This window comes from Bacteroides sp. MSB163 (assembly GCF_036416795.1).
Classification (GTDB): domain Bacteria; phylum Bacteroidota; class Bacteroidia; order Bacteroidales; family Bacteroidaceae; genus Bacteroides; species Bacteroides maternus.
This window is the reverse complement of the sequence record NZ_CP143867.1, coordinates 1,890,497-1,907,731: the sequence shown is the minus strand read 5'-3', so window position 1 is coordinate 1,907,731 and position 17,235 is coordinate 1,890,497. Positions and strand designations below refer to the sequence as shown.

11 protein-coding genes and 1 pseudogene are annotated in these 17,235 nt (G+C 45.2%); 11 read left to right on the top strand and 1 reads right to left on the bottom strand.

Translation table 11 applies throughout. The features are described from left to right. The first annotated feature begins 8 nt into the window (after positions 1-8). From VYM24_RS06545 to VYM24_RS06500, 10 genes and pseudogenes are all read left to right on the top strand, one after another. A complete protein-coding gene (locus VYM24_RS06545; protein ID WP_330941800.1) occupies positions 9-1,946 on the top strand; it encodes a RagB/SusD family nutrient uptake outer membrane protein in 1,938 nt (645 codons plus the stop codon). A 20-nt stretch (positions 1,947-1,966) separates the two neighbouring features. Further along, the gene (locus VYM24_RS06540) at positions 1,967-3,169 is read left to right on the top strand and encodes a DUF5000 domain-containing lipoprotein (protein WP_330941799.1); all 1,203 of its coding nucleotides are present in this window, start codon (positions 1,967-1,969) and stop codon (positions 3,167-3,169) included. Between the two features lie 10 nt (positions 3,170-3,179). Next, complete coding sequence (locus VYM24_RS06535; protein WP_330941798.1) at positions 3,180-3,860, top strand: DUF4998 domain-containing protein; 681 nt, start codon at positions 3,180-3,182, stop codon at positions 3,858-3,860. A gap of 58 nt (positions 3,861-3,918) precedes the next feature. After that, positions 3,919-4,305 carry an L-rhamnose mutarotase gene (locus tag VYM24_RS06530; protein WP_224321329.1) on the top strand — a complete coding sequence of 129 codons (387 nt, stop codon included), beginning with the start codon at positions 3,919-3,921 and terminating at the stop codon, positions 4,303-4,305. Positions 4,306-4,378: 73 nt separating this feature from the next. Then, positions 4,379-5,767 (top strand): family 43 glycosylhydrolase, encoded by a 1,389-nt coding sequence (locus VYM24_RS06525; protein WP_330941797.1) that lies wholly within the window; start codon positions 4,379-4,381, stop codon positions 5,765-5,767. A gap of 12 nt (positions 5,768-5,779) precedes the next feature. Beyond that, on the top strand, positions 5,780-7,360 hold the full coding sequence (locus VYM24_RS06520; protein ID WP_330941796.1) for a glycoside hydrolase family 43 protein: 1,581 nt from the start codon (positions 5,780-5,782) through the stop codon (positions 7,358-7,360). 104 nt (positions 7,361-7,464) lie between these two features. Next, complete coding sequence (locus VYM24_RS06515; protein ID WP_330941795.1) at positions 7,465-10,281, top strand: TonB-dependent receptor; 2,817 nt, start codon at positions 7,465-7,467, stop codon at positions 10,279-10,281. 105 nt (positions 10,282-10,386) lie between these two features. Next, entirely contained in the window at positions 10,387-11,316 is a 930-nt protein-coding gene (locus VYM24_RS06510; RefSeq protein ID WP_330941794.1) for a metallophosphoesterase, read from the top strand. Between the two features lie 860 nt (positions 11,317-12,176). Continuing rightward, a complete protein-coding gene (locus tag VYM24_RS06505) occupies positions 12,177-13,454 on the top strand; it encodes a WD40-like domain containing protein (RefSeq protein WP_291550421.1) in 1,278 nt (425 codons plus the stop codon). A gap of 137 nt (positions 13,455-13,591) precedes the next feature. Further along, positions 13,592-14,255, top strand: a pseudogene (locus tag VYM24_RS06500) (KilA-N domain-containing protein). A gap of 76 nt (positions 14,256-14,331) precedes the next feature. Here the strand turns inward: VYM24_RS06500 and VYM24_RS06495 are convergent. Further along, the gene (locus VYM24_RS06495; protein WP_291550470.1) at positions 14,332-16,134 is read right to left on the bottom strand and encodes a mechanosensitive ion channel family protein; all 1,803 of its coding nucleotides are present in this window, start codon (positions 16,132-16,134) and stop codon (positions 14,332-14,334) included. Between the two features lie 120 nt (positions 16,135-16,254). On the opposite strand from VYM24_RS06495, the gene VYM24_RS06490 reads away from it, so the two are divergent. Continuing rightward, positions 16,255-17,214, top strand: coding sequence for a calcium/sodium antiporter (locus VYM24_RS06490; protein ID WP_330941793.1), 960 nt, complete (start codon positions 16,255-16,257; stop codon positions 17,212-17,214). Positions 17,215-17,235: the final 21 nt, after the last annotated feature.

Here is a 17,235-nt window from a genome sequence, read left to right as displayed (position 1 = left end):
ATATGAATATGAAAATACGAGAAATACTTGCTATTCTGGCAGTAAGCACACTATGTGGATGTACAGATTTTCTAGATGTTGTGCCGGATAATATAGCAACCATTGAAATGGCATTCAATAACAGAGCCAACGCGGAAAAATATCTGGTCACTTGTTACTCACGCATTCCATTGTATGGCAATCAACATGAAAACCCAGGATTGACCGCAGGTAATGATATTTGGTATTATACCATGGAAGATCATTATTTCAGTAACACGTGGGCATTTGGTATAGCCAACGGATTACAAAATATCAGCGACCCGATTAACAATTACTGGGATGGTATTAAAGGCGGAAAACCTTTATACCAAGCCATACGTGACTGTAACATCTTTATTGAAAATGTTTCGGACAGAAGCCGGGTTACTGACCTGAATGAAACGGACAGGAGAAGATGGATTGCTGAGGCAAAAACACTGAAAGCTTATTATCATTTCTATTTACTTCAGTTATACGGTCCTATACCTATTGTAGACATCAATCTCCCCATTTCTGCCACCGAAGAAGAGGTGCGTGTAAAACGAGACAAGGTAGAAACCGTTGTCGACTACATAGTAAATCTGATAAATGAAGCCGCTGGAGATTTACCTTTGAAAATTCAGAATGAAGCTACTGAGATGGGACGTCTCACCCAACCTGCCGCTTTAGCCATCAAAGCCAAAACATTATTATTAGCAGCCAGCCCACTCTTCAATGGAAATACAGACTATGCCAACTTTAAAGATTGGGACGGAGAGCCTTATTTCCCACAGGAATATAGTACCAATAAATGGAAACTGGCGGCCGATGCCTGTGAAGAAGCACTCAAAACAGCAATAGAAGCCGGTCATGGACTTTATAATTTCAAAGAAGAATCACTGACCAAACTGCCTGATGGATTGATGCAATCTATGAACGTGCGACAAGCTGTGACAGAACGCTTTAACAGAGAGCTTGTATGGGGATGCGGTAAATCGCATACTCGTGATTTACAATGCCACTGTCAGCCAAGATTAGCCGCTTATCAGATTGAGAAAGAATATACATGCAGAGGAATGTACGCTCCTACTCTCGACATTGCAGAAATGTTCTATTCCAGTAATGGTGTGCCTATTGAGGAAGATAAAGAATGGATCAGCAGCAATGACTATAGTGAACGTTATCAAGTGGCAACAGCTACTGAAGACAATAAATATTTTGTCAGAGAAGGATATCAGACAGCCAAACTTAATCTTAACCGTGAACCCCGTTTTTACGGAACCTTAGGATTTGATGGGTCAAGTTGGTATGGACATGGCAGGAATAATCCGGATGATATGTATTATCTGGAAGCAAAGAAAGGCCAGGTCAGCGGTCAATCTTCCCTTGCACTGTATTCCATCACCGGATATTATGCAAAAAAGCTGATTTACTACAAAAATATCATTTCTGAAACGTCAGAGGTCATTGAAGAGTATCCATTCCCCATCGTCCGTCTGGCCGATCTGTATCTGATGTATGCGGAAGCACTGAATGAAGCAACTGAAAACGGAGAATTTGTACCGACAGAGGTTTATACCAATATTGACATTGTAAGAGAGCGTTCCGGTTTAGAAGGTGTAGTCGATTCTTGGAAGAAATATTCCACCAACCCCAATAAGCCGTCCACCAAAGAAGGTATGCGGGAAATCATACGTAAAGAACGCCAGATCGAATTGGCTCTCGAAGGTATACGATATCATGACCTACGCCGCTGGAAACTTGCCAGAAGTACCTATAATAACACTTTCATAAGAGGTTGGAGCATCGATCAGGAGAATACGGAAGATTACTACGTAATTCGCAATATCGCTCAAAAGAAATATAGCCAGAAAGACTATTTGTGGCCTGTAAAATATGATGATATTATTAAGAATCCGAATCTAAAACAGAATCCGGGATGGTAATAAGAAAGGAGAACATTATTATGAAGAAATTTTATATACTAATCAGTTTATTCACATTCCTGTTAACGGGATGCGAAGAGGATAATCTGCATAAACCTTATGGACCGGATGACGGTATAGTTCCGGGAAAAGTAGAAGTGCTGTCATATACCCCGACTGCCGGTGGTGCCATTATCAACTTCAGGAGTCCGGACAATGAAGATCTTATGTATATCGTTGCTAAATACAAACTGGCATCCGGAAAAGAGATGGAAAGCCGTGTATCTGCATACTCCAGCAATTTAAAGGTTGAGGGTTTTGGCGACACGGAAGAAAAGCAAATCACATTCTATGCTGTAGACCGTAAAGAAAATATCGGAGAACCGGTCAACTATAATATAGTCCCTCTCACCCCTTCTTATATTGAAGCATACAATACCCTGGAAATGAACGAAACTTTCGGAGGTATTGCAATATCCATGCAGAACCCTTCTGCAAGCGATCTTGCCATAGAGGTAATCACTCCGGATTCACTCAATCAGTGGTCTACGGCTCAGACTAACTATACCGCAGCCAAGAAGATTAATATCACCGCACGCGGATATAAACCGGAAGAAAGGATGTTCGGAGTAATCGTCAGAGACAGATGGGACAATGCAACCGATACGGTATTTGCCACTGTAACGCCCTGGGAAGAGTATGAACTGGATAAGGGTAAATTCAACGAAGTAATATTGGACAACGATATCCCAATGAATGCATGGGGACATTGGATGGCCAAAATCTGGAACGGTAGTCATAACTACGGTGATTCATGGGATATGGCTCACTCTCCACAAGACAATCAGACAATGCCTATCTGGTTTACATTCGATTTGGGAGTTACCACTCATCTGAGCCGCTACTTGTATTGGCAACGTCTTGAAGACTCCTTCATATACCAGCATGGGAATATGAAAGAATGGGAAGTCTGGGGACGCGCCGACAAACCAGACCAAAGCGGAAGTTGGGATGGCTGGACCTTGCTGACCACATGTGAAAGTTACAAACCTTCAGGATTACCTGCAGGACAGTTCTCCAACGAGGATAAGGAATACGCCAGTGCCGGTGAAGAATTCATATTCCCGACAGATGCTCCTGCTGTACGCTATATCCGTTTCAAAGCATTAAGTACATTCACAGGAGTTAAATTCATTCATTTAATGGAAGTTACGTTCTATGGAAAACCAGTTGAAAACAAATAAGAAAAGCTTTATGAAACATATAATTATCACACTTTGTGTAATTGCCGGGATCTGTTCATCCTGCGATGATATGTTAGACAATATTCAGCCTTATCTGGATGCCGGAGAGACCATCTATGTAGGGAAAGTTGATTCACTAACCGCTTCTTCCGGCAGAAACCGGATATTGCTGAAAGGATTCTATATGTATGGAGTGACTCAAAAGAAATGTGTCATACGATGGCAGTCACAAGATGAAGAAGATAAATCATTGGAACTGGACGTCATACGGGATAACACCATCGATCCATTCGAAGTCATCATTAATGATTTGGACGAAGGACAATACGAATTTTCGGTTACTACGTATGATGCCAAAGGCAATTCTTCCATTGAATCCATGATTGAAGGCTATGTATACGGAGACCTTTATGAGAGTAACCTTACCAACAGGAAAATGGACAGGTTATACATTGATGAGAATGATGTTGTTATATCGTGGAGGCCTGCAAACAATGCTTTGAAATGTGAAATGCATTATACAGGTGTCACCGGTGAAGAAAAGATGATTGAAATCCCAATAACAGAAACAGAAACTCGTATAGAAGATTGTGACTTGACAAAGGTATTACGTTGGCGGACAGTCTATCTACCCGAGGAGACAGCTATTGACTATTTCTATTCAGAATTCACGGAAACAACAATCCCTTAAGATAACAGCAAGAGGTAAAAAGATTGATTTCAGGATAACAATTAAAGTAAAATTAGTTATGACGCATAATCAGGGATACACAGTAAAACAACACGCTGTACCTGTAAAAAGGTATTGCCAGACATTAAATCTTAAAAATAATCCGGAACTCATTGCTGAATACCGTAAGATTCACAGCCGGGAAGAAGCCTGGCCGGAAATAAGAGCCGGCATTCGTTCAGTAGGTATTCTAGAGATGGAAATCTATATATTAGGTTCCCGGTTATTCATGATTATAGAAACACCGCTTGACTTCGATTGGGAAACAGCAATGGACAGGCTTTCTCATTTACCCAGACAAGCAGAATGGGAAGAGTATGTATCCAAATTTCAAGAGTGTGTACCTACAAGCACTTCGGCAGAGAAATGGAAATTGATGGAGCGGATGTTTCATCTATATGAATAGTAAGAATTCTGATAGAAAAGCTTTACTTTGCTTTTTCTTAAAGTAGGTGTAACCTTAAAACGATTATAATATTATGAAGAAAAGTCTTTTTACCAGTTTAATGTTAGGGATTCTGATTTCAGAGCCAATAACAGCGCAGACAGGAGCAGACAATCCTTTCGGTAACGCCTTGATACCTGACATGATTGCAGATGCAAGCATTCAGGAAATAAACGGAACGTTCTATTGTTACGCTACCACTGACGGATATGGCCGGGGATTGGAAACTTCGGGACCGCCTGTGGTATGGAAATCAAAGGACTTTGTTCATTGGAGCTTTGACGGTACTTATTTCCCTTCTGCCGCGAAAGAAAAGTACTGGGCACCCAGTAAGGCTGTCGCTGCCAATGGCAAATACTATATTTATCCGACAATAAACGGATATATGTATCCTGCGGTAGCGGATAGCCCGGATGGTCCTTTCAGGCTGGCCCATGGAAAAGATGAGTTTCATAAACCTTTCACGACTTCCACCTTATTACAAACAGAAGATCCCGGAGGCATTGATGCCGAGGTGTTTATTGATGACGACGGTCAGGCTTATGTGTTCTGGGGACGCAGGCATGTGGCTAAACTTAATAAAGACATGATAACGGTGGATTCAGACATTCAAATGATCTCCACTCCCCGCAAAGAATATTCCGAAGGACCCATTTTCTTTAAAAGAAAAGGAATATACTATTATTTATACACCATTGGAGGAGACGAAAAGTATCAGTACGCCTATGTGATGAGCAAAGTTTCTCCAATGGGGCCGTTTGAATTTCCCAAGCAGGATATCATTTCCACGACTGATTATAAGAAGGGGGTCTTCGGCCCGGGACATGGTTGTGTATTCAGTCCGGAAGGAACGGATGATTATTATTTCGCCTATCTGGAGTTTGGACGGCGTAGTACAAACCGGCAAACTTATGTAAACCGATTGGAGTTTAATGAAGACGGCACAATCAGGCCTGTCGAACTTACTCTGGATGGAGTGGGTGCCTTGCGGAAGGTAAAGCAGGAGAAGAAGATAAAGATAGACACCATTTATGCGTCCAGCACAGCAGAGCCTTTACACATCAAACCGATGAAGGATACTTTGTGCCGCCGTACAGAATATTTTGTTCCCGCTTTTGCAGCAGACGGGGCCAATGGCTCGCGATGGATGGCGGCTGATAGGGATAATGAAAGCTGGATTGTTGCAGATTTGGGAACAGCCAGGAAGGTGCGCCGCAGTGAAGTCTACTTTGTGCGTCCCACAGCCGGACATGCCTATCTGCTTGAAGGTTCGAGTGATGGAAAGGTATGGGAAGCTTGTGGAGGACATGAAGATATAAGAATACAATCGCCGCATACGGATGCACCAGGCAAGAAATACCGGTATCTCAGGATAAAGATATCAGAGGGCGTAAAAGGAATTTGGGAATGGAATATTTACTAATAAGAAGTTAGTATGAAACACCTATTAGCACTCATCTTTTGCGTATATTTTAGCGGCTGCCTGATGGGGCAGCAACAAGCTGAATGGGGGAACTGGAAAAACTGGGGTGACCAGGAAGACGGTACCTACCTGAACCCCATCATTCCGTCAGACTATAGCGATATCGACTGCATTCGTGTGGGTGACGACTATTATGCCATATCCTCCACCTTCCAGTTCTCTCCGGGAATGACGCTACTACATTCCAAAGACCTCGTCAACTGGGAACTTTGCGGAAACATCATCAATGATTTGACTCAGATTGGACCAGAATTGAATTGGGATCGTATGAACCGCTATGGCAAAGGGGTATGGGCAGGAACATTGAGGTATCACAACCAACGGTTCTATCTATTCTTCGGTACACCCGATGAAGGGTATTTCATGACCTCCGCTGCTCATCCCGAAGGTCCGTGGGAACCACTGACACCGCTTCTTACCGAAGCAGGCTGGGACGACTGTACTGCAATGTGGGACGACAACGGAAAAGCCTACTTTGTCGGCACCCATTTTGCCGACGGATATAAGACCTATCTCTTTAAGATGACTGAAGATGGGAAAAGTATTGACCGGAAATCTGCGGTACTCATCCATTCGGGCAGTGGCAGGGAAGCCAGTAAATTGATTAAGGTGAACGGTTGGTATTATCTGATTTTCAGTGAGCATAAGCCGGGAGTGGGCCGTTACGTCATGGCAAAGCGTTCCAGGAAGTTGACAGGACCCTATAAAGAAGAAAAACAGTTGGCACTGCCCGGTTGTGAAGCTATGGAACCGAATCAGGGAGGTATTATCCTGGGAAAGGACAATAACTGGTATTTTCTTACCCATCATGGAACAGGGGACTGGAGCGGGCGAATTGTCAGTCTCCTACCCGTTACGTGGATAGATGGCTGGCCCATACCGGGTGAAGTACTTCCCCAGAATATCGGTGCAATGAAATGGGGGGGAAAGATGCCTTTCAAATATACTGAGAAACTATCTATCAAGCGTAGTGATGACTTCGACAATGAACGGCTTGCCCCGCAATGGCAATGGAACTATCAGCCAAGAAAGGAATACTTTTCACTCACCGAACGTCCGGGCTGGTTACGCCTGAAAGCTTACCGCCCCTTAGAGGCCGATAAACTGCTGAAAGCCGGCAATACACTTACGCAGAGGACTTTCAGAAAGCTGGATAATGATGTCGTGATAAAGATGGATATTTCCAATATGAAAGATGGACAAAAGAACGGGCTTTGCCACTTCTCTTCACAACATTCGGCTATTGGTGTAGTAAAAGAAGATAGTACCTGTTATCTGGAATATAGAAAAAACGATAACATAACGAGAGGAATCCCCATCCGGTCGCAATATGTATGGCTTAGGACGCAGTGGGGGTTAGATGGTAAATCCCACTATTATTATAGTCTGGACGGGGATAACTTCCTGCCGTTTGGCGAACCTTATCAATTGGTATGGGGAAATTACCGGGGTGACCGCATAGGCATTTATTGTTTTAATGATAAGGGAGAGACCGGTTTCGTAGATGTGGATTATTTCCATTATCGATTGTAACCGGAATGTATCATATTTGTTACCGATTCTTAAATTTGCCGCAAAACGTATGAAACGCTATGTCTCTACTTTTGCGGCAAATTAATCAACGAATGACAACAGGTATGAAACACATTGTTAAAGTATTCACGCTCTTATTCTTATTTGCAACAGTCGGTAGCACGGCAAAAGCCGACGAGAAAGTAAACGTAGTGAAACAGGGCACCGTACGCGGCCGCATCATAGATGCCACGAAACAAACCCTTCCGGGTGCCTCCATTTACATCGAGAAACTGCACGCCGGAGTGACGAGCGACGTCAACGGCTTCTACACTTTCCCCAATCTGGAACCGGGGACGTATACCGTAAAAGTAAGTTATGTGGGTTACTCGCCCGTAGAGCTGAAAATAACCATTCCCGAAGGACGCACTTTAGAGAAAGACGTAGTGATGAACGAAGGAGTGGAACTACAGGAAGTAGTGGTAGGTGGTGCTTTCCAGGGACAACGCTGCGCCGTCAATTCGCAGAAGAACAGCCTCGGCATCAAGAATGTAGTATCTGCCGACCAGGTAGGCAAGTTCCCCGACTCCAACATAGGCGATGCACTGAAACGCATTTCGGGTATCAACGTACAGTACGACCAAGGTGAAGCCCGCTTCGGACAAGTACGCGGCACCTCCGCTGACATGAGTTCCGTCACTATCAATGGCAACCGCGTCCCTTCTGCCGAAGGTGATACGCGCAACGTGCAACTGGACCTTATCCCGGCAGATATGATACAGACCATCGAAGTGAACAAGGTAGTCACCCCGGATATGGATGCCGACGCCATCGGCGGTTCCATCAATCTGATTACGAAGAACTCTCCTTATAAACGCTTCATCAGTGCCACCGCCGGAACGGGCTACAACTGGATTAGTGACAAAGCGCAACTGAACCTGGGTTTCACCTATGGCGACCGCTTCTTCAACGACAAACTGGGACTCATTCTTTCCGCTTCCTATCAGAACTCCCCCTCCGGCTCGGATGACATCGAATTTGTATGGGACAAGGACGTAGAAACCGGAGAACTCTGCATCACCGACTATCAGGTGCGCCAATACTACGTCACCCGCGAACGCCAAAGCTACTCCACCGCACTGGACTGGGACATCAACGAGAACCACAAACTGACTTTCAAAGGCATCTTCAACAACCGCAACGACTGGGAAAACCGTTACCGCCTCAACGTGAAAGGTATCAACCTGGAAGAAGATGATAACGGCAACGAATATTGTTCCATCAACAACAAAGGCGCCGTACGCATACAGACCAAAGGTGGCACGCCCGACAACCGCAACGCCCGCCTGGAACGTCAGCGCACGATGGACTTCACCCTCGGCGGCGAGCACCTCTTCGGCAAACTGGACACGAAGTGGAGCGTCAACTACGCCAAAGCCAGCGAAGAACGTCCCAACGAACGCTACATCGACTATCAACTGAAGAAACAGAAGTTCACAATGGATTTGAGCGATGAGCGCAAGCCGTTGCTTACCCCGCAGGAAGGTTCGGCTATGTATCTGAACGACGATTTCAGTCTGAAAGAGGTGACGGAGCAACAGGAAGATATTCAAGAGAAGGACTTCAAGTTCAAACTCGACTTTAGTTTACCACTCACGAAAGGAAAGTTCGGCAATCATCTGCGCTTCGGAACTAAGGTGGTGCATAAGACTAAAGATAAAGAGATTGACTTCTACGAATACACCCCACTGGATGAAGACGGTTTCGATAAAACCAGTCTGGCGGCTGCCGTAGACCAGAACCGGGACGGATACATGCCGGGCAAGCAATATAAAGCCGGTAGCTTCATAAGCAAGGAGTATCTGGGAGAACTTGACTTGAACAATGCAAGTCTGTTTGAAAAGAACCAAGTACAGGAAGAGCTTGCCACCAACTTCAACGCCAAAGAAACCGTTGCGGCAGGTTATCTGCGCTTCGACCAGAAGCTGGGTAAGAAGTGGGACTTGATGCTGGGCCTGCGTCTGGAGAATACGCATGTGAAATATTCGGGTAGCCAGTATGATGCGGACGATGACAAGACCACCCGCACAGCCTACGAGTCGGACAGTTACCTGAATGTGCTTCCTTCCGTTCTTGTGAAGTATGATGTAAACGATGATTTCAAGGTGCGCGCCTCGTTCACCAATACAATTGCCCGCCCCAAATATGCCGCCCTGGCACCGAACATTACAATTAAGCGTAGCGACAACTCCATCTCTTTGGGTAATCCGGGCTTGAAACCTACCATTTCTTATAACTTCGACCTGAGCGGTGAGTATTACTTCAAGAGCATCGGTCTTGTCAGTGCCGGCATCTTCTACAAGAAAATCAATGATTTCATCGTAGACCAGACTATGCGTAACTACAATTACAACGGAACCACGTATACCAAGTTCAGCCAGCCGCGCAACTCGGGCAACGCTGATTTGCTAGGTGTGGAAGTAGCCTATCAACGCGATTTCAGTTTCATAGCTCCAGCCTTGAAGTGCATCGGCTTCTACGGAACATACACTTACTCTTACTCCCGCGTGGATAACTTCAACTTCGAGGGACGTGAGAATGAAAGTGGTCTGCGCCTGCCGGGTTCTCCGGAACACACGGCCAATGCTTCGCTCTTCTTTGAGAAATCCGGTGTGAGCCTCCGCCTTTCTTACAACTATGCATCGGCATTTATCGACGAGATGGGAGCGGAGAAGTTCTACGACCGCTATTACGATGTAGTGAATTATATGGATGCCAACGCCAGCTATACTTTCGGAAAGAAACTGAAAACAACGTTCTATGCCGAAGCCACCAATTTGCTGAACCAGCCCTTACGCTACTATCAGGGAACGAAGGAACGGACGATGCAGAGCGAACACTACGGCATAAAGGTAAATGCAGGCGTAAAAATCAACTTTTGAATTACTATTCAATAACAACTTGTTGACGAAATTAATTCATAACCGCACAGCAAGGAAGCAAATTAATTCCGCCAACAAATAATAAACAATCAAATCAATATAATAATGAAAAAAGTATTCTTTCTCCTTTTAGTTGTCCTCCTCAGCAACTGGGCAACCGCACAGATAACGGATTATTCCATCTTCGACAAGAAATTCAACTTCTACGTCGCCAACGACCTCGGTCGTAACGGTTATTACGACCAGAAGCCCATAGCCGAACTGATGGGCACCATGGCCGAAGAAGTCGGTCCCGAATTCGTAGTCGCCACCGGAGACATCCACCATTTTGAAGGCGTGCGCAGCGTGAACGACCCTCTGTGGATGACCAACTACGAACTCATCTACTCCCACCCGGAACTGATGATAGACTGGTTTCCCGTACTTGGCAACCACGAATACCGCGGCAACACGCAAGCCGTAATGGACTACACCAACGTCAGCCGCCGATGGACCATGCCCGCCCGTTACTATACCAAAGCATTCGAGGACGACGGCATCACCCTCCGTATCGTCTGGGTGGACACCGCCCCCATGATGGACAAATACCGCAACGACTCAGCCACCTATCCCGATGCCTGCAAGCAGGACTTGCAGAAACAACTCGCCTGGATTGACTCCGTATTGACTACCGCCAAAGAGGACTGGGTAATCGTCGCCGGACATCACCCCATCTATGCCGAAACCTCGAAGGACGACAGCGAACGCCAAGATATGCAGGCTCGCCTCGACCCCATACTACGCAAGCATAAAGTAGATATGTACATCTGCGGGCATATCCATAACTTCCAGCACATCCGCAAACCGGGAAGCGATATTGATTATATTGTCAACTCCTCCGGTTCCCTGTCCCGCAAAGTGAAACCGACGGAAGGAACGGTATTCTGCAACCCGGAACCGGGCTTCTCCGTTGTCTCTGCCGATAAGAAAGAGTTGACGCTACGGATGATTGATAAGAAGGGGAATGTGCTGCATGCTGTGACGCGGAAGAAATAAGACGGTCCGAAAAGAGATTCCTTCTTCCATGAAAAAGAATGTCTGTAGTGTTAGCTTTCTTCTTTATATACCTTTTTGTCCGTTATCTGCTACCTGCACCGGACAACTTAGGCATTGCATCTGATTGGTGCTTATAATTAGTAGTTTTCTAACAGTACTTGCAAGCTACTCTGATACAATAGTTTGCAGTTTCCCCACGGTAGGAAACGACAGTTTCTATTAAGAGAAACTGCACCCATCATAGGAAACGGGACGTTACATGGAGAATTGTGTTGCTCAGAAGGCTACACCATTTCCCCAAAAGGGTGTAGCCATCCACCCCGAAAGGTGTAGCTATCCGCCCAAAAGGGTGTAGCCTTGTAGTATGAAAGGAGGTTTTCCTATAAAATAGGGAGGAGAATCTTCTCCTAAAAGCTGTTTTAGCTCCTACTTTCAGGCTTTTCTCCGACATTTTTAAAAGAACGTTTTGATATCTTTTAGTCTCTTTACATATAAATTTGGATAGGATTATCAAAGTAACACATACAGAATAGTGAATAATCAGAATTACATCTTTCTTTTTGAACATCCGTCAAGTCATTTCCTTGCATTCTTTTCCATCAGTATCGGGAAGGTTTCCAGATTTTTTATTCAGGCCGTTTGTCCTGTCTTTCCGTATAAAACGGGGAATGACAACAATATTCACAACAGAACAATAAGATTAACGGACACCAACAGATGTCCGATTGAACAAACAATGTACTCCCCCAATACTTAGTCCGATGCGAAGGCACACAAAGAAAACAGAAAAAAGGAAAATAAAATTAGAAGAATACAAATGGAAAGTGATAACTTTGTCCCAACAATAACAGATAAACGCTATGAAGAAGATACATCTCTTCCTGCTGCTGGGCCTGCTACTTGCAGCATGTGACAAAGACAAGGACAAAGACGAACAACCCATTTTCGTAACCGACATCGTGATGCCCGACCCGGGAATCGAGTTCACTCCCGGCGACAAAGTAACCATCAAAGCACAAGGCTTTCAGACGGACGATGACATCATGCTTGATATCCGCTGGCCACTCGTAGACCACCCGCTCTTTGACGAAGGATATGCGCGCGGCGTATCGGCCGTCATCACGGAGAAAACAGCCACCAGTATCACGCTCCTGGCACCCGGACACTACCCGGCCTCTACCACAGAAGTATTCCTGCGCCGCTCTGGTGAAATGATGTCACTGGGAAAGATTGCGGTGAAAGACGGACAATCGCCCGAAGAGTTCCAGCTCTACGGCATTGTCAATTCCAAATCCAATACAGACTATCCCTACTCCATCGAACACATAGAACGCGGAACGGGAAAGATTACAAGAGTGGAACAATTCACGGATGGCAAAGAATTCTCTTGTGCAGTCAACATCTCCGGAAGTTTAACCCTCTGCGGGATTCAATCGCAGGGAGGAAACCGGAACATCGCCAACTACGACCTGTCCATGAACTACTGGAAGTGGGCGGAACTGGGGCAAACTGTGACCCTCTGCACCAGCTATAATAATATAGTAGCGATACAGGAAGTCGACCCGAATCATGTGTCGACACACGTTGTCAGTTCTTGGGCCAACACCCGAAGTGACTATCCTGCAATCCCTAGCATAAAGTTGCCCGACGGCATGAAATCCGAAGCCCTGGCCCGTTATACCGGCGTGATAACGGGTAGCAATCTGTTGCTTTCAGCAGACAACGGCAACGGCACCTTTTCTCCTGTTGTAGTAGACCTTGGAAAGCATAGCATGCACGCTTTAGCCCCCCTACAGTCCACCGCCCTGATTCCTTTCTGGATAATGGTGCCTGTAGAAGATGCAGGAAGTATGAAGTATACACTTAGCGGCGGATATGCCGTAGTAACCGACAGCGGAACGGAATTCCGCCTTTGGAATACCACCACCATGAGTATGGCAGAGCCTTTTGCTACCTCTCCCGACTATGCATGTTCAATAGCAACGCACATGAAAGATGCGAATACACAGGAACTCTATGTGCTGTCCACCGGGAGGAGCGATCAAATGATTGGGGTTTACGATATACTGAAGAAAGAGTGGAACTTGAGGTTATTCCCAGGCGTTTATCCGTATTCGGAGATTGTGCTGGCACGGTAAAGCAGGAGGAGGACATTCCTGTTTTCATGAAAAAGGATGTCTTTATTGTCAGCTTTACGTGATTTCTGAAAAGCAAATCTGAAATTATTCTCATAAACAGGTAACTTCGACGTTGAATGCAAATAACTTAAATCTACATGGCTAAAATAAAAGTACAAAATACAGAAATTACAGTTCTAACAAATAACGACCAGGATTATATTTAATTAACCGATATGGCACGTAGTCAAATGCAAGAGCACATAATATTCAGATGGCTTAGCTTAAAAAGTACACTTGAATATATCGGTGAATGGGAAATATTATACAACTCACATTTTAATTGTACCGAATTCGGTACAATTAAAAATATGGCTGGTAGTAACAATTTTGTTCTATCAGTTAAAACATGGATAGAACGAACTGGAGCTATTGGCATAATATCAAAAGCTGGAAGATATGGTGGCACTTATGCCCATAAGGATAATTCACACTGACGCTATCAAACAGAATCTTATTCCAGTAGAAGTAACAGCTAAGCAAGCAAGCATTATTTATGCCGAAGAAGCCGATGTGCTTAATGTGGCTATGTTTGGGCAAACAGCTAAAACATGGCGAGAGCAACATCCCGAACTAAAAGGAAATATCCGTGACTACGCTTCCATCAATGAACTTATTTGCCTCTCGAACATGGAGAACCTCAATGCCGTATTTATTGATCAAGGTATTCCCCAAGGTGAACGGCTAATTAAACTCAACCAAATAGCTATTCAACAAATGAGAATACTAGAAAATGATGAGAATAAAAAACGATTGAAATAATTCAGGCATGCACTTCATTTTCTTTATCACCTTCATCCCTACGGGGAAAATAATCCACCTCTGCACCGGATAAGGTTTATTTCTTCCCCCTCAGATCATCCTTGGGTATCGTCGTCTCACTACCGTCGCGCGTAGCGATGTAGTGCGGCGACATAATCTCGATGCCCTCTTCATTAAATCTATCCTGGATATTCTGATGCAAATCGGAATACACCTGCGCCAACTGGTTGGCATCCTTTATATAAGCATTCACCTGATAGACCGGATAATAATCCTGAAGAGACGTTTCCAATACAAACGGACGCGGATCATCTACCACTCCGGGTGTATTCAGAGCGGCCTCAACCAGAAGTTGATGCGTCTTCCGCCAGGGAATATCATACCCCACACTCACTTCCGAATGAATAATCAGTCCATAGTCGCGTGCCGACTGACTGAAATTCACCGTATGCGAAGACATGATGAAAGAGTTCGGGATAGTTACCACCTCATTCTTCGGCGTACGGATACGCGTCACTAACGGAGTCTTCTCTATTACATTGCCCGTAGTATCATTCAGTTTGATGCGGTCGCCCAATTTGAAGGGACGCATATAAGTGATTACTAATCCCGCAATAATATTCCCGATCACCGTACTCGAACCCAACGAAACAATCAAGCCGACAAAGACCGATATCCCCTGAAAAACACCCGACTTGGAACCCGGCAAATAGGGATAAATCATAGCAATCATAAACGCATAAAGCAGGAAACGCACAATGTGAAACGTCGGCATAGCCCAATCGGCATAGAAACCGCCTATCTTCAACCGCTCCGATTGAATTTCACTGGCAAGATAGCGCACCAGCCTCACCAGGTACTTCACGGCAAGCCATATCACAAAGATAGTGAACAGATTGGGAATATATTCCACTATACCCAGGAAGATACTCTTTATCGGATCCCATATATACGAGAACAACTTGTAGGCGAGGTCTTTTGTCTGAGGGAATATGGAGAAGAGCAATGGCACCGTCAGCACCAATTGAAGCAGCATCACCGCATATCGCAACAGATTTGCCAGGAAGACAAGCAGATTCACCTGCTTCTGCGTATCCAGCAATTCGTAATCCTGAATGGAGATAGGTTTCAGTTTGGTATCTTTCAATCGTTGGATACGCACTTTCAACTTATTGAACAACCAGGTGGTGAGTTTAAACAGCAGATACTGGCCTATGATTACAAGAATGAAATAGAGAATGCGTTTGCCAAGCTGCCACAGGCTATGCTCGTCTTTCATCACCTTTAGCTTGTCTACGATCACTTTACGCTTGGCAACCGCCAACTGATCGCGCGAACAACCTTCCCACAGACCATCCTGATCCGTAAAAGAAGAAAGAACCTTATTACCATACATCAGATCGGTAACAATATCACTACTCTCTAAGTAAACCGAATCCGGTTGCAGATTAAATCGCTTGCCCAGTTCCGTTATTGCCGCTGCATTCATTTCGGCACGTTGCTGCGGAGTATGCCCGCCCCGCTTGGCAAACAGGTAATACAGCGTATCGCCTTCCACCACTACCGGCACACCCGGCGTCATCCGCCTGAGCGAGTCAATGCGCAATCGCTGCTTTGCCAGCTTCAGGGAGTCCGCCGCATCATACTTCAGCCTCATTTGCTCTATCTCCATCCTGAGATTAGCCTCATTCAGCCTTGCAACCTCCAAGTCCTCTTTCATCTTCAGCAGATGAACCGAGTCTGTATCTGCCCTTTGGGCGACAACAGTCCCCAAAGTATCGTCATTAAAGACATCTAATACCTTCTCTACCAACTGGGCAGATGCGCCGCCCGCAGGCAACAGCAAGAGCCAAAGACATAATGCACGTATTCCCTTCATATAATAGCCTTTAATCAGGTTACTTAAAAACAACAAATTGATTAACGTGCCAAACATACGGAATGTTTTTTACTTTTCATAAAAGGAATTAATTATATTTGCACAAAAAACAGAATTCTCATGGATATTCTTTGTCTTATCGGAGGACTTCTCCTCATCCTTTTAGGGGCCAACGGACTGACAGACGGAGCCGCATCCGTCGCCAAGCGTTTCCGCATCCCCTCCATTGTTATCGGGCTCACCATCGTAGCTTTCGGGACTTCCGCTCCCGAACTGACAGTCAGCGTATCTTCGGCTCTGAAAGGCAGCGCGGACATCGCCATCGGAAACGTTGTAGGCAGCAATATCTTCAATACACTAATGATCGTAGGCTGCACGGCACTCTTCGCCCCAATTGTTATTTCCGGAAATACGTTGCGCAAGGAAATCCCACTCTGTATCCTGTCCTCCATAGTATTGCTGATTTGCGCAAATGATGTCTTACTGGATCATAGCTCCGAAAATATAATCAGCATTACAGACGGATTACTCCTGCTCTGTTTTTTCTTGATCTTCCTCGGATATACCTTTGCCATCGCTTTCCAAGAAAAGAAAGAGGGGGAAACGGAAGAAGAAATCAAACAACTTCCCATGTGGCGGTCCATACTATATATAATAGGTGGACTGGTAGCTCTGATTGCCGGCGGCAGTTTCTTTGTGGATGGTGCCAGTGGCATTGCACGCAGTCTGGGAGTAAGCGAATCCGTCATCGGATTGACTTTGGTAGCAGGCGGCACATCCCTGCCCGAACTTGCAACCTCCATTGTTGCTGCCTTAAAGAAGAATCCGGAAATTGCCATTGGAAACGTGATTGGCAGTAACCTGTTCAACATCTTCTTCGTGTTAGGATGCAGTGCTTCCATCACACCGTTGCACCTGACGGGTATCACAAATATGGATCTGCTGGTACTGGTAGGTTCGAGCATCTTGCTGTGGCTATTCGGATTGTTCTTTGCCAAGCGTACCATTACCCGCATCGAAGGCAGCATACTGATGCTTTGTTACATAGCATACACCATAGTACTTATTTATAACGTTTAATGGGAGGCATCAATATATCAT